General features: G+C 51.0%; 13 protein-coding genes. 6 read left to right on the top strand and 7 right to left on the bottom strand.

Annotation, left to right across the window (positions count from 1 at the left end; all coding sequences use genetic code 11):
- Positions 1 to 142: 142 nt before the first annotated feature.
- Together mnmG and AC27K1_RS04860 are read right to left on the bottom strand one after the other, a co-directional pair.
- A complete protein-coding gene (gene mnmG, locus AC27K1_RS04865; protein ID WP_487148753.1) occupies positions 143 to 2,032 on the bottom strand; it encodes a tRNA uridine-5-carboxymethylaminomethyl(34) synthesis enzyme MnmG in 1,890 nt (629 codons plus the stop codon).
- A 510-nt stretch (positions 2,033 to 2,542) separates the two neighbouring features.
- Complete coding sequence (locus AC27K1_RS04860) at positions 2,543 to 2,956, bottom strand: GtrA family protein (RefSeq protein ID WP_487148751.1); 414 nt, start codon at positions 2,954 to 2,956, stop codon at positions 2,543 to 2,545.
- A 93-nt stretch (positions 2,957 to 3,049) separates the two neighbouring features.
- Between AC27K1_RS04860 and AC27K1_RS04855 the strand changes: the two genes are divergently transcribed.
- The 4 genes from AC27K1_RS04855 to AC27K1_RS04840 all read left to right on the top strand — a co-directional run bounded on the left by AC27K1_RS04855 (position 3,050) and on the right by AC27K1_RS04840 (position 6,747).
- A complete protein-coding gene (locus AC27K1_RS04855) occupies positions 3,050 to 4,078 on the top strand; it encodes a glycosyltransferase family 2 protein (RefSeq protein ID WP_487148750.1) in 1,029 nt (342 codons plus the stop codon).
- A gap of 188 nt (positions 4,079 to 4,266) precedes the next feature.
- Positions 4,267 to 5,838: a glycosyltransferase family 39 protein gene (locus AC27K1_RS04850; protein ID WP_487148992.1), complete on the top strand. Its 1,572-nt coding sequence runs from the start codon at positions 4,267 to 4,269 to the stop codon at positions 5,836 to 5,838.
- 64 nt (positions 5,839 to 5,902) lie between these two features.
- Positions 5,903 to 6,298: a hypothetical protein gene (locus AC27K1_RS04845; RefSeq protein WP_487148749.1), complete on the top strand. Its 396-nt coding sequence runs from the start codon at positions 5,903 to 5,905 to the stop codon at positions 6,296 to 6,298.
- A 116-nt stretch (positions 6,299 to 6,414) separates the two neighbouring features.
- On the top strand, positions 6,415 to 6,747 hold the full coding sequence (locus tag AC27K1_RS04840; RefSeq protein WP_487148748.1) for a hypothetical protein: 333 nt from the start codon (positions 6,415 to 6,417) through the stop codon (positions 6,745 to 6,747).
- 8 nt (positions 6,748 to 6,755) lie between these two features.
- Here AC27K1_RS04840 and mnmE read toward each other — a convergent pair whose 3' ends face one another.
- From mnmE to rpmH, 5 genes are all read right to left on the bottom strand, one after another.
- Positions 6,756 to 8,138, bottom strand: coding sequence for a tRNA uridine-5-carboxymethylaminomethyl(34) synthesis GTPase MnmE (mnmE, locus tag AC27K1_RS04835; RefSeq protein WP_487148747.1), 1,383 nt, complete (start codon positions 8,136 to 8,138; stop codon positions 6,756 to 6,758).
- Positions 8,139 to 8,225: 87 nt separating this feature from the next.
- On the bottom strand, positions 8,226 to 9,875 hold the full coding sequence (gene yidC / locus AC27K1_RS04830) for a membrane protein insertase YidC (RefSeq protein WP_487148746.1): 1,650 nt from the start codon (positions 9,873 to 9,875) through the stop codon (positions 8,226 to 8,228).
- Between the two features lie 2 nt (positions 9,876 to 9,877).
- Complete coding sequence (gene yidD, locus AC27K1_RS04825; RefSeq protein WP_487148744.1) at positions 9,878 to 10,288, bottom strand: membrane protein insertion efficiency factor YidD; 411 nt, start codon at positions 10,286 to 10,288, stop codon at positions 9,878 to 9,880.
- 55 nt (positions 10,289 to 10,343) lie between these two features.
- Entirely contained in the window at positions 10,344 to 10,760 is a 417-nt protein-coding gene (rnpA, locus tag AC27K1_RS04820; RefSeq protein ID WP_487148742.1) for a ribonuclease P protein component, read from the bottom strand.
- Between the two features lie 20 nt (positions 10,761 to 10,780).
- Complete coding sequence (gene rpmH / locus AC27K1_RS04815; protein WP_395180574.1) at positions 10,781 to 10,915, bottom strand: 50S ribosomal protein L34; 135 nt, start codon at positions 10,913 to 10,915, stop codon at positions 10,781 to 10,783.
- 843 nt (positions 10,916 to 11,758) lie between these two features.
- On the opposite strand from rpmH, the gene dnaA reads away from it, so the two are divergent.
- Both dnaA and dnaN read left to right on the top strand, forming a co-directional pair.
- Positions 11,759 to 13,438: a chromosomal replication initiator protein DnaA gene (dnaA, locus tag AC27K1_RS04810; RefSeq protein WP_487148990.1), complete on the top strand. Its 1,680-nt coding sequence runs from the start codon at positions 11,759 to 11,761 to the stop codon at positions 13,436 to 13,438.
- Positions 13,439 to 13,478: 40 nt separating this feature from the next.
- Entirely contained in the window at positions 13,479 to 14,582 is a 1,104-nt protein-coding gene (gene dnaN, locus AC27K1_RS04805) for a DNA polymerase III subunit beta (protein WP_395180572.1), read from the top strand.
- Positions 14,583 to 14,649 lie beyond the last annotated feature (67 nt).

The following is a 14,649-nucleotide window of genomic DNA, read 5'->3' as shown; positions in this document are numbered from 1 at the left end:
TTATTTTCTCCTGTGAATATTTTTATCTTGATTAATCAACTGAAATATTCAAACAGTTCAATCATCAGACCTAAGATAAAAACTTAATTTCCTGCTAATAAAAAAGGGTGCATTCGCACCCTTTTCTCATGGAAACAGCAGATTATACTCGCTGTCTCTCGTTAATGATCGACCGCTTTTTCAGGTAGATCAGCAGAAGGGAGATTGCTGCAGGTGTGACTCCCTGGATACGACTGGCCTGTCCCAGTGTTTCCGGACGGATATCCTTCAGCTTGATCCGTACTTCATTGGACAGACCTGAAATCGCGTCATAATCAAAATCCGCTGGCAGACGGGTTTCTTCATGACGGCGAAGACGATCAATTTCTTCAGTCTGCCGTTCGATATAGCCCTGATACTTAGTCTGAATTTCCACCTGTTCCGCCACCTGACGGTTATCCACAGGCTCGCCATTCAGAGACGCTACATCGTCGTATACGAGTTCCGGTCTTCTCAACAGTTCCAGCAAGCTGTATTCACGACCAATGGGATTTTCCAGCTTTGCATTCACCTGTTCCGCTGCTGCGGTATTCGGATGAATGTAGGTTGTGGACAAACGCGCCGTTTCTTTTGTAATCCCTTCCTGTTTTTCACAGAAAGCCTGCCAGCGACGGTCATCCACCAAGCCCAGTTCACGGCCTTTTTCGGTCAGACGCAGGTCGGCGTTGTCTTCCCGCAGAATCAGGCGGTATTCGGCACGGCTTGTGAACATACGATAAGGTTCGGTGGTGCCGTTGGTGATCAGATCATCGACCATAACGCCGATATAAGCCTCGTCACGGCGCGGACACCAGGCTTCCTTGCCCTGGGCCTTCAGTGCAGCGTTAAGGCCTGCCAGCAGCCCCTGAGCGCCTGCTTCTTCGTAGCCAGTGGTTCCGTTGATTTGTCCGGCGAAGAACAAACCATCGATAAATTTGGTTTCCAGTGAGCTGGTCAGGTCGCGGGGATCAAAGAAATCGTATTCGATCGCGTAGCCCGGGCGGCAGATATGCGCGTTTTCCATACCACGGATGGAACGTACCAGCGCCAGCTGCACATCAAACGGCAGACTTGTGGATATCCCGTTCGGATACAACTCGTGTGTTGTCAGACCTTCCGGCTCAATGAACACCTGATGAGAGTTTTTATCCGCAAAACGATTGATTTTATCCTCAATCGACGGGCAGTAACGGGGACCAATGCCTTCGATCACACCGGTATACATCGGTGAACGATCCAGGCCACCACGGATGATGTCGTGGGTGCGCTCATTGGTATGCGTGATATAGCAGCTGATCTGTTCCGGGTGATCCTCAACAGACCCCATGAACGACATCACCGGCACCGGCGTATCGCCGGGCTGCACCTGCATGACTGAGAAATCCACAGAACGCGCATCAATTCGTGGCGGTGTTCCGGTTTTCAGGCGTTCCACACGGAACGGCAGTTCTCTCAGGCGTTTTGCCAGACCAATAGAAGGCGGATCACCGGCACGACCACCGGAATAATTTTCCAGTCCGATGTGGATAACGCCGCCAAGGAATGTTCCCGCGGTTAAAACGACAGTGTCTGAATAAAAACGCAAACCCATCTGGGTGACGACGCCAACCGCTTTATCCCCTTCAACAATCAGGTCTTCCACAGCCTGCTGGAACAGCCAGAGATTTTCCTGGTTTTCCAGGGTTTCCCGAATCGCGGCTTTATAGAGGATACGGTCAGCCTGTGCGCGGGTTGCACGAACGGCGGGACCTTTACGGGAGTTCAATACGCGAAACTGGATACCACCACGGTCGGTCGCCATGGCCATTGCGCCACCCAGTGCGTCAATTTCTTTCACCAGGTGGCTTTTACCTATACCACCAATAGCCGGGTTACAGGACATCTGTCCCAGCGTTTCAATATTGTGGGTGACCAACAGGGTTTTTACACCCATGCGTGCGGCTGCCAGGGCCGCTTCTGTGCCGGCATGTCCGCCGCCAATAACAATTACGCCAAACCGTGCAGGAAATTCCACGCAGTTCGTCCCTCCTTAATAAAGGGTCTGATCAGTTCAAAGTCAGACAGCAAACCATTGTTGGTTGTTGCAATTGTGTTTCGTCGGTCAATGTTGCCGAAGTGTCTGGCTGCCTGAAGAAATCGCGCAAGTATACCGTCGGTTGATCAAAAAAAAACCGGTGTTTTCCTTTACACAGGCGGTAACTGCCGTCATTACAGAAATAAATTAATATTCAGTATCCAATCTAATCTCTTTCTTGTTTATGTTGTTATGTATAGTGTGGATAATTTCCGTGGAAAAGAGAAAAAACATGCTATTTATCAACAGGATAGCTATTGAATAACTCTGTGTACTTGAAGTCAGGAAGCTAAGGTTATGATGTGGGCTACCCTGTGCATAACTGGCAGGTTACTCACAGCTAAAAATTATTCCGTGATTCATCCATAGATTATCCGAGTAGTTTTCTGCCTACTTTTCAACAGGTTAGATAACAGAAAAAAATGAACTTACGGATGGATTCGAGAAGGATTATGAGAGAGTGGCTACCTTGAAAATCCAGTAGCGACAGAGAAGAAAACTGATGGCTGGCCAGCTGACCACTATCAGGAATATACAGATTACCGGGGAAAAGGCGGTCCACTCAGTGAGAAGCAACATACCCATCGCGTTGTAGACAAAACCACAGACCGCCAGCAACAGATAGCGTGTAAAACGCTGATGGCTGGAAAAAAAGGTTACTCCCCGCTTGTGGCCAAACGTCCAGAATGTATTCCCGAGATAAGACACCAATGCGCCAAACACAAACGCACCAAGATTACCGACGATCGGTGATAGCTGCAGAGTCTCAATGGCATATAACGCCGCCAGGAAATGCGTAGCGGCAGACAGCAGTCCTACTATCCCGTAACGAAAGACTTCCCGCACTAAAATGCTCAGTGACACCCGCGGCTCCCTGCGTTGTCTGAAGTGGCTGTTCTATGGATCTTTCACTAGCATGAATCGATATAACTCGTTTTTTCAAGGGCTGACCGTGACATGGATGATACGTCTGCCAGTAGAAGCGTCGCTGACAATTCCAACCATTCTGACAACAAGATATTAAGACCTGATCCGGACAGCCTTTCGGTCATCATACCGTTCTATAACGAAGCAGCATGTGTCGACCTTTTGCTCGATACCCTGCTACCTGTTGTTCGGCAGCTATCGCATTCCATTGAAGTGATTTGTGTGGATGATGGCAGTTCTGATAAAACGGGCCCGACTCTCCTCAACCGTTGCAGTGATATTCCTGAATTACGCGTTATACGCCTGAGCCGAAATTTCGGGCAGGATGCCGCCATTACAGCAGGACTGGCTCATTCCTCCGGCCAGGTTGTCTGCATTATGGATGCTGACCTCCAGCACCCACCGGCCTTATTGCCCGAAATGCTTAATGCCTGGCGTGAGGGAGCGGATATGGTCTGCATGATCCGCAAGCACCGGAATGATGAAACCCCGCTTGTTCGCTCAGCCAAATCTGTTTTTTACTGGATCATGAAGCGTGCCTGCTCATTTGAAATGGTTCAGAGTGCTGCTCATTTTCGCCTGATGGACCGAAAAGCCTGTGATGCCTTGCTGCGTCTGACGGAAAGATCCCGCTACCAGGCAGGGCTTTACCAGTGGATAGGTTTTCCCACGACCTACATGGAATACACCCCGGATCAACGGGCAGCAGGTTCAACCAAATGGCTTTTTCTCCCCATGCTGAACCGTGCCTTGAGAGGCATTATTTCGTTCTCCAGCGCCCCATTAAGAATATGGAGTTTTATCGGCGCAACGATCGCCTGCATCGCATTTCTTTATGGTTTTTATATCGTCGTCAAAACACTGATTTTTGGCATAGATTTCCCCGGCTTTGCCACACTGGCGACCCTGATCCTTTTCTTCAGCGGTGTGATCCTGCTTTCCATTGGTATGATCGGCGAATACCTTGCAGGGCTTTTTGAGGAAGTGAAGCAAAGACCCCTCTACCTGATCTACGAAACCCGTGGTTTCGAGCAGAACACTATCGAACGGAAGTCGTGATGTCGCGCCTTAATGTCTTTGTCTTCAAGGCTCAGGAAAACGGGTACTTCTTCCTTGGTCTTTCAGTCTCCCTGTTTCTTCTTTTAAACGGTTTTGATGATTTCTGGCTTGGCGCAGATGATGGCTATTACGCCCATACCGCCGAGCGTTTCCTCAATGGTGAAACGCCCCACGTTGATTTTCATGAAATCCATCCCGGTTACATTCTCTGGGTAAATGCTGCGGCAATGAAGTTGTTTGGAATTACAACACTGTCATTGCGCTTTCCGCTGCTTTTTCTTTCGATGATTCAATGTGTGCTTGTCTGGCAGTTATTACGCGATAGCGGGCGTTTACCCGCCATGCTGGGGATGATACTGGTGACATCCCTGGGTATGCCAGCGTGCGCCAATCCAACCGCGAATCTTTATGCCCTGTTCTTTGCCATTGCCGCTTTTCGTGTTGCCGCAGAAGCCGATCTGTTGGATCGTCCTGGCAAGCTGGTATTACTTGGGCTGATAATCGGACTTTGTGTTCTGTTCAGGCATCTCTCCGGCATTTTGCTCGGCTGTGGCATGGTGACATGGTTGCTGAGTCATCCACAGGTACAACAGCAGATTCAACCAACATCGGGAACAAGCGGTTTCCTCGGGAAATTATTGCTGTTTTCGGCTTTTCTCGGCGTTGCCGGATACAGCATAAACCGCAGTGACCTGGCAGGACTGAGCCTGTTTGCCTTTCCGGCACTGGTGATTGCAGTGGTTGCCATCTGGAAGGCAAGACCTGACGCAAAGGCAGTCTGGAGCATTCTCATTTCCTATTCTTTGGGGCTGTTTCTAGCCTTCCTGCCGCTGGCTGTTTACTTATCCAGCAAAGGTATCTGGCAAGCCTGGTTACAGGATATTGTGTTTTTGCCTTTATCCTTGATTTCCATGCCTTTTATCGAGGCTTGGCGATATTCAAACTTATTGGTCACCGTCAGTGGTGAGATTCGACAAATCACCAATACAATCAGCACCATCAATTACCTGACGTGGATAGGTCTTGTTTTACTTCCCGGGATTGCAGGCTGGATTATTGCCAGGCGATTTGCTGTTCAGTTTTCACCACACAATCGCCACAAGGCATTGCCTGCTTTTGTGGTTTGTGCCCCGTTTTATGGTCTGGCCAGTCTTCATTTTGAAATTCCTCTCTACCTGATCTGGTCAATTCCTCCCTTGTTACTGGCCGGTTTCTGGTTGTGGGGAAAACAACTCCGATGGCAAAAAGCCGGTTTTATTGGGTTAATGGTGATAACCGTCGGCGTGCAAACAACGGTGGTAGGCGCCCCGGTTTGGGAACGCAGCTTTGCTCAATTTGTGACGACTCAGCCGGGCGAATTTTCGGCTGACTCCCGACTTGGGGGACGCGCCCAAATCAATCTCACCGCTGATGAAACCGGGTTTTACCAGCGTTCATTAGCCGTGATTGATGTAAATACCACACCGTCAGACACGATTTTCAGTTTTCCCTCTCATCCCCAATGGTATTTTCTTTCTGGAAGGGAAAATCCTACAAAACATCTATTCGCTGGGATCAGTATCAATAGTAAACACTCACTATCCGAGATTAAAAACCTGTTTTCTCAACATCCTCCAGAAATGATCATTCATAAAACCAACGATAAGTATGGAAACCCCTTCACTGACAGACTGAGACATTGGCTTGATCAACATTATCAGCTGATTCATTCCGAGAAGGGCTATGATTTTCTGGTTGTAAAGGATCGCCAACCCAAGTAATCCCATACCCCATTGTCACGCCTCCAATCTGGTCTATGCTTGCTGCTCGACCAATGGAGGCTGCATGAGTAAATCGCTGTACGAAGAACTCAAACGTGTTGGTATCGATGAAACGCTGGCCTATAACGTGAGCCTTTCGCTGGATCCCGATCATAACGCCAGCAAGAAAGATATTCTGATGCTGCAGGAAACAATTCTGCAGGTTCAACTGACAACAGAATCTCGCTATCACGAACTTAAGCAGGGTATCAGCAATGTCAGCAATGAAGTGAAAGATGTCCGGTGTGAAATCAACGATGTCCGATGCGAAATCAATGATGTCCGCTCAGACCTCCATAAGGAAATCGCCGGCGTTCGAACCGAGATGGCCAGCCTGAGTCGCCAGTTCTGGATAACCTTTGGCGGCCTGATCACAACCATAATGAGCGTGTTTTTCGTGAACTGGTATTTCCACCAGTAAGCCAGTATTTACATTTCAATACTAAAACGGCTTATTCCATATAATCCAATAGGTTAGCTTGTTCACGATGTTGATAATATCTGGTCTATGCTTGCTGTTCGACAAAGGGAGGCTGTATGAGTAAATCGCTTTACGAAGAACTCAAACGTGTTGGTATCGATGAAACGCTGGCCTATGACGTGAGCCTTTCGCTGGATCCCGATCACAATGCCAGCAAGAAAGATATTCTGATGTTGCAGGAAGCGATTCTGCAGGTTCAACTGACAACGGAATCCCGCTACCACGAACTCAGACACGAGATCAGCGATGTCCGCTCAGACCTGCATAAGGAAATTGCTGGCGTTCGAACCGAGATGGCCAGCCTGAGCCGCCAGTTCTGGATAACCTTTGGCTGCCTGATCACAACTATCATGAGTGTGTTTTTCGTGAACTGGTATTTCCACCAGTAAGCCGGTACTTACTTCCCGATACAGAATGACGAAAAAATCCGTCCCAACAGGTCATCACTGGAAAACTCACCCGTGATTTCTCCCAGTGCTTTCTGGGCTTGCCTCAGATCGTCCGCCAGAAGCTCTCCAGCGCCGTAGCCGCTTAATTGGGCTTTCCCCTTCTCCAGATACTCTTTTGCCTGCTCAAGGGCCTCTATATGCCTTCTACGGGCGCTGAAGCCACCTTCAAGGGTTCCGGTGTATCCCATACAGGCTTTCAGATGCTCGCGGAGGTGATCCACACCATCACCGGTCTGGGCGCACAAATGAATCACAGTCACGCCGTTATGTTCGGTTAAACCTGCCGTTTCCGTGGTCAGGTCGATCTTGTTGCGGATAATGGTGATTTTTTCCCCTTTCGGTAACTTATCCACAAATTCAGGCCAGATGGTGTGGGGATCACAGGAATCCGTGGTACTGGCGTCAACCATCAAAAGCACACGATCGGCCTGTCCAATTTCCTGGAAAGCGCGTTCAACACCAATCTGTTCGACCCTGTCATCACTGTCACGGAGGCCGGCGGTATCGATAATATGAAGCGGCATGCCGTCAATGTGGATATGTTCCCGCAGAACATCCCGGGTAGTGCCGGCGATATCTGTAACAATTGCCGTTTCACGTCCGGCCAGCGCATTCAGAAGACTGGATTTTCCCGCATTAGGGCGACCGCCGATAACAACCGTCATCCCTTCCCGCATAATGGCGCCCTGCTGTGCTTCACTGAAAACCTGATCCAGCTTCGCCATCACAGCGTTCAGGTCATTCTGGACCTTGCCGTCTGACAGGAAATCAATTTCTTCTTCCGGGAAATCGATCGCCGCTTCCACATAGATACGCAGCTGAATCAAGGCTTCCACCAACGCCTGAACCCGGCTCGAAAATGCTCCCTGGAGAGAACGCACAGCATTTCTGGCAGCCTGCTCAGACGCACTGTCGATCAAATCCGCAATCGCTTCTGCCTGGGCAAGATCCATCTTGTCGTTCAGGAAAGCTCTTTCCGAAAACTCACCCGGCCGCGCCATGCGTACACCCAGCTTGCCAATACGACGCAGCAACATATCCAGAATGACCTGCCCACCATGGCCCTGTAATTCCAGAACATCCTCACCGGTGAAGGAGTTCGGGCCGGGGAAAAACAGCGCCAGCCCTTCATCAATCACCGAGCCGTCTTCATCCAGAAATGGCAGGTAATGCGCGTGACGCGGTTTCAGTGTTTCCGAGACTAAGGCGGAGGCAACCTCACGGCACAGCGGACCTGAAACCCGGATAATGCCAACGCTACCGCGTCCGGGAGCGGTGGCCTGGGCGGCAATGGTATCGGAACTGGTGTGGAGCGTATCGGGATGGGTCATGGTGTCGTGACGGGAAAAATCAGGGCCAATAAAAAAGGCGTAGTCTAGTGACCACGCCTTTGGGGGTAAAGCAAATCCTGTTCAACGTCAGGCGTTGGGATCCGCCTCGATCTTGCGGGTGATGTAATACTGCTGCGCGATGGACAGCAGGTTATTCACAACCCAGTACAGAACCAGACCGGCCGGGAACCACAGGAAGAAGACCGTGAAGATCACCGGCATCAGCTTCATCACCCGGGCCTGGACAGGATCCGGCGGCGTCGGGCTCAGCAGCTGCTGGACAAACATGGACGCACCCATGATCAGCGGCAGGATGAAGTAAGGATCCATCTGCGACAGGTCCTGTATCCACAGGATGAACGGCGCCTGGCGGATTTCCACGGATTCCAGCAGTACCCAGTACAGGGCAATGAAGACCGGCATCTGGACAAGAATCGGCAGGCAGCCACCCATCGGGTTGACCTTCTCCTTCTTGTACATTTCCATCATCGCCTGGGACATCTTCTGGCGATCATCGCCATACTGTTCCTTCAGCGCCTGAAGCTTGGGCGACAGTTTGCGCATCTTCGCCATGGAGCGGTAGCTGGCCGCAGACAGCGGGAAGAATACCGCTTTAACAATCACGGTCAGCGCGATGATGCTCCAGCCCCAGTTACCCAGGATGGAGTGAAGAAACTTCAGCAGTTCGAACAACGGCTTGGCGAACCACCACAGAATGCCGTAGTCGATGGTCAGGTTCAGGCCATCGGCCAGTTTCGCCAGCACTTCCTGGTTCTTCGGACCGACATACAGGGTCGCACCCGCTATACCGGTCTGACCCGGCTTCACTTCAACCGCCGGTTCTACGACACTGATAATGTTATTGCCATTAACGACGCGTGTCTGGTAAGTGTTCTGCTGTTCCTGACCCGGTACCCAGGCGACAACGAAGTAATGCTGCAGAATCGCGGCATAACCCCCTTCCACCGTTTCCTTGAACGGCTTGCTGGCAAAATCGTCAAAATCCACTTTCTGGTATTGCTTTTCGTTACTGCGAACGGCGGCGCCCAGATAGGTGTTAATTGTCGTCTTGCTGCTGAACTCGGTGCTCGGGTCCTTGGAGTTGTCCCGCTTGAGCTGACCGTAGAAGTTAGCACGCCAGGTCTGGTCAGACGTGTTGTGGACAAGATAGTCGACAGATACCTGGTATCCACCGCGCTCAAAGGTGTAACGCTTGGTGATATCCGCCTTTTCGGTCTTCAGGGTCAGGTCAACCTGCAGATTGTCCTTGCCGTCTTCCAGTTGCCAGGACGTTTTCGCGGCTGAGAATACCGGATGACCATGACGGTCAGGACCATCGGTACCGGTCAGGCCACTCTGGGCGACAAACAGGCGGTTCTGGCTGTTTTCCAGCAGAACAAACGGGTTATCCGGCTGGCTTTTCACCTTCGGATATTTCGGGAGCGAGACAGAGACAATGTCTCCGCCACGGGTATCAATGGTGACGTTGAGCGTGTCGGTGGTTACGGTGATCAGCTGCGCACTGGCGGCAGAACCGTGATCTACAACAGTATCGCTTTCCAGCACCGGCGCATCGCTGCTGCCAGTGGCTGCCTGCGCGACCGGCGCCTCACCCACGGAGACAACTTCAGTTGTGCTCAGCTCGGGGAGCTTGTTGTAGTCCTGGTTCCATTGCAGCACCATCAGGTAACCGACAACGGCCAGGCCAACGATCAGAATAGTTCTCTGCAAATCCATGATTATCGGGCCATCGAATCGGTTTGGTTTTGTGCCTTGAGCGACGCAGTCGTTTTATCCACAGAAGGATCTTCACCACCACGTAACCCAGGGCTGTTTGTTAACGGCGTTGTCCTTGCAGCGCATGCACACGCAGACAACGGGGATCGGGACTCCTCCGACACAGCATCATGCCCATCAGCCGAACAGCCCGGAACGGGATCATACCCTCCCGGATGCCAGGGATGACAGCGCAAAAGGCGTTTTATCGACAGGAAACTTCCGCCTAGAAGACCATGGGTTTCTATGGCGTCTTTCGCATAAGCGGAACAGGAGGGATAGAAACGGCAATTTCTGCCCAGCAAAGGACTGATCGCGTACTGGTATATGCGAAGAATCAACAGCACCAGTGATTTGACCGGGTTGACGGACATGGCCTGTTCTCCTTGCGGGCGGAGTGCCGGTCAGACCTGAGAAGCAACAGCCCCCTTAACCATGACTGGCGGGGGCTTTGACCTGACCCGGTGCGTTTCGGGTGGGAGACGGCTTCCGGGATTCAGACCGTTGCCTGATTCGCAACCATTGCTTCTCAAGCAGGTTCTGCAGTTGCCTGTTACTGAGTGTGTCCAGACCTTTCCGGGCCAGAACCACGATATCCAGTTTTTCAAGACTGGCCTGGTTCAGGCGGAAAGTTTCCCGCATCATCCGCTTCACCCGGTTGCGGTCAACCGCATGCCGGATATTTTTCTTGGCAATCACCAGACCCAGCCGCGGGGTTTCCCGGGTGGTGCGGTGCGCCAGAATCAGCAGATGCTTATGGGATACCTTGATATCTGCAGTATCGAAGACCTGTTTAAACTCAGCGGCATTCAGCAGCCTGTGATCACGGCTGAAACTGAAACTCACGCTCAGGTCCTGGCCGCAAATCAGGCAGACAGGCGCTTGCGACCCTTGGCACGACGACGAGCGATAACCTGCTGGCCGTTCTTGGTAGCCATACGAGCACGGAAACCGTGGGTACGCTTACGCTTCAGGACGCTGGGTTGAAATGTTCTTTTCATGGGTAACTCACCTACGCTGCAGTTGTACGGGGTACAACTAAAAATGACAGATAAAAGACGCGCAATTGTAGGGAATCCGATAAATAGCGTCAATTTAAAAGATGTATAAAAATCGACCAGCGGGTTGTGTGCTTCCTTATAAGGCAATAGGTCGGTTGCTATGGCGTCACATCCTCTACTTATCTACAGGCTGAATCCACGTAACACCTGGATCACAGGCTTTTATTTGATGACGGATAGATTTGCATCTCCTGTATGACAGTCAAAAACGCCGTTGCAGAAGAAAGTACAAATATTAGACATCTGTCTTTTTGTTGGTTTTGACGAAATAGATAAATAAAGAAAAATATAAAAAATATATTCTTATATTATGTTTTTATTCTTTGATGTTGTTTATGTAAGGCTGGCCGTTTTATGTGGAAAACGTCAAAAAAACATTATTTATCAACAGGCTAGCGTCAGGCAAACCCTGTCCAAACCACTGCGGTTACGTTGTACGGTTACCGTGGAGCGTTGTGTATAAAAAAATGGGGTGTATGACCACTTGTGTATAAAACGGCATTCTGAGCACAGGTGATCCGCTTGAGTTATACATTTTTCCCACAGAACTATTCACAGCCCTGTTAGTAACTCCCTGTTTTTAAAGCATTTATTTCTATTGATGCTAACTTGTTGATTAATAATGAAATTTTAACATCCAGCCCTATAAATACAGGGTTTTTACGGGTGTGGATAACATCGGCAACACACGATAAAATAAACTGTTTTCAACATCGGTTCTGAACCACTTTCTTCACTTTCAACCGGAGCGTCCTCGTGCCACTGGAGCTATGGCAGAAATGCATGGATATCCTTCAGGATGAGCTGCCTTCCCAGCAGTTCAACACCTGGTTACGTCCACTGAAGGTTATGGCGGACCACGACGAGCTGTGTCTGCTGGCCCCCAACCGCTTTGTGCTTGACTGGGTCAAGGATAAGTTCCTGCCTCGTATCGAGGAGGTGATGGATGAGCTGACGGATGGCAATCCGCCCGCGATCGCCCTGGGTGTGAGTAACCGGAAGCCTTCTTTTAATATCCGTTCCCGCTCGACGGGTACGACGACACAACAACGTCGTGCGCCTGCTGAATCACCGGTTGCTGCTGCGACTCAATATGCGTCGCCTTTTGCCAGCAACCAGAAAAGTCTGGATCTGGCGGATGAGCGTCAACAGCAGCCTGTCACTGCCGAGCCGAACAGGATTCAGTCCGGTTCAATAAATATTGAAGTGGAATCCCGTGTGCCTGAAATGGCGACGGCGCAGGAAGATATGACACGTGGAACATCATCCACTTCTTCTGCGTCACGCACGTTTGTGAATCCATTGAAATCTCGAGCAGCTTCCATCAGTGAAGCGGATGTGATTGAGCCGGAAGCCTCAGCAGATATCCCGCCTGAACCACCACAACCTGCGCCTACCCGTCAGAAAGAGCGTCAGGTTGAGGTTGAAGGAAGCATCAAGCACAACAGCTCTCTGAATACGACGTTTACCTTTGAAACCTTTGTTGAAGGTAAGTCCAACCAGCTGGCGCTGGCAGCGGCCCGCCAGGTGGCAGAAAATCCCGGAGCGGCCTATAACCCCTTGTTCCTTTATGGTGGTGTGGGTCTGGGTAAAACGCACTTGATGCACGCTGTGGGTAATTCAATTGTTAAACAGAATCCGGACGCGAAAGTTATTTATCTGCATTCCGAGCGTTTTGTCGCGGATATGGTTAAAGCCCTGCAGCTGAATGCCATTAACGATTTCAAACGGTACTACCGTTCTGTCGATGCATTGTTGATTGACGATATCCAGTTCTTTGCCGGCAAGGAGCGTTCCCAGGAAGAGTTCTTCCATACGTTCAACGCCTTGCTGGAAGGCGGCCAGCAGATGATCCTGACCTGTGATCGCTATCCCAAGGAAATTGCCGGTCTGGAAGAACGGTTGAAATCCCGTTTTGGCTGGGGCCTGACGGTTGCGGTTGAACCGCCGGAACTGGAAACCCGTGTCGCGATTCTGATGAAGAAAGCCGAGCAGGCCAATATTGAGCTACCCCATGATTCAGCCTTCTTTATTGCCCAGCGGATCCGCTCCAACGTCCGTGAGCTGGAAGGTGCCTTGAAGCGGGTTATCGCCAGTGCGCATTTCATGGGACGTCGCATCAATGTGGACCTGATCCGCGAATCGCTGAAAGATCTGCTGGCGCTGCAGGATAAACAGGTCAGTATCGATAATATCCAGCGCACCGTGGCTGAATATTACAAGATCAAAATGTCAGATATCCTGTCCAAGCGCCGCAGTCGCTCTGTTGCCCGTCCGCGACAGATTGCCATGGCGCTGTCCAAGGAACTGACCAACCACAGTCTTCCGGAAATTGGTGAAGCCTACGGCGGCCGTGACCACACCACGGTCCTGCATGCCTGCCGCAAGGTGAAGGAACTGATTGAAACTGATAACGAAATCGCTGAGGATTACAAGAATCTGCATCGGTCGCTGACCAGCTGATGACGGTATCTTCCAACGAGGATTACGAGAGAAGGAAACCATGAAACTCACCATTAACCGGGAAGCACTGCTCAAGCCGCTGCAGTTGGTCGCTGGTGTTGTGGAGCGCAGGCAAACTCTGCCGGTCCTGTCCAACGTTCTGCTGGTTGTCGAGGGTGACCAGCTTTCCCTGACCGGGACTGACCTTGAGGTTGAACTGGTTGGCCGCGTCAAACTGGAACAGTCTGCCGAGAGCGGCGAGATCACCGTGCCTGCGCGGAAGCTGATGGATATCTGCAAATCCCTGCCTGAGGATTGCGATATTGAGCTGAAGGTCGATGACCAGAAAGTGATTCTGCGTTCCGGCCGTTCACGGTTCACGCTGTCCACGCTGCCTGCTAACGATTTCCCGAATATTGAAGAAGAAGCCGGCTCGTTTACCTTCTCCATTGCCCAATCCCGTCTGCGTCGCCTGATCGATCGCACCGGCTTTGCCATGGCACAGCAGGATGTCCGTTATTACCTCAACGGTATGCTGCTGGAAGTGAACAATCATATGCTGCGTTCTGTCGCAACAGACGGCCACCGCTTGGCGATGTGTTCTGTGGATGCGGATATCAGTCAGGATAACAAGCACCAGGTGATTGTCCCGCGTAAGGGGATTCTGGAGCTGGCGCGTCTGCTGACGGAAGGCGATGAAGCGGTCAATATCACCGTTGGCGGAAACCATATCCGCGCCAATACCGGTGATTTCACCTTTACTTCCAAGCTGGTCGACGGCAAATTCCCGGATTACGAACGCGTTCTACCCCGTGGTGGTGACAAGATTGTGATTGGTGATCGTCAGACCCTTCGTCAGGCGTTCAACCGGACGGCGATTCTCTCCAACGAGAAATACCGCGGAATTCGCATGATGCTCAATGAAAACACCATGAAGATCATGGCGAATAACCCGGAGCAGGAAGAAGCGGAAGAAGAAGTCACCGTGAACTATCCCGGTGATGCGCTTGAGATCGGATTCAATGTCAGCTATCTGCTGGACGTGTTGTCTGTTATTTCCGGCGACGCGGTCAAGCTGACCCTGTCCGATTCCAACAGCAGTGCGCTGATTGAAGAGACTGAGGGTGGTGATTCCGTCTACGTAGTCATGCCCATGCGCCTCTGAGCCGACGGCAATTCTCTGCACCCTAACGGAAAACGGATGCCCTGTGGCATCCGTTTTCTGGTTTTAA

The sequence above is a fragment of the Kistimonas ophiarachnellae genome, from assembly GCF_057552235.1.
The sequence above is the reverse complement of the archived record's forward strand: the minus strand, read 5'-3'. Positions and strand labels throughout refer to the sequence as shown.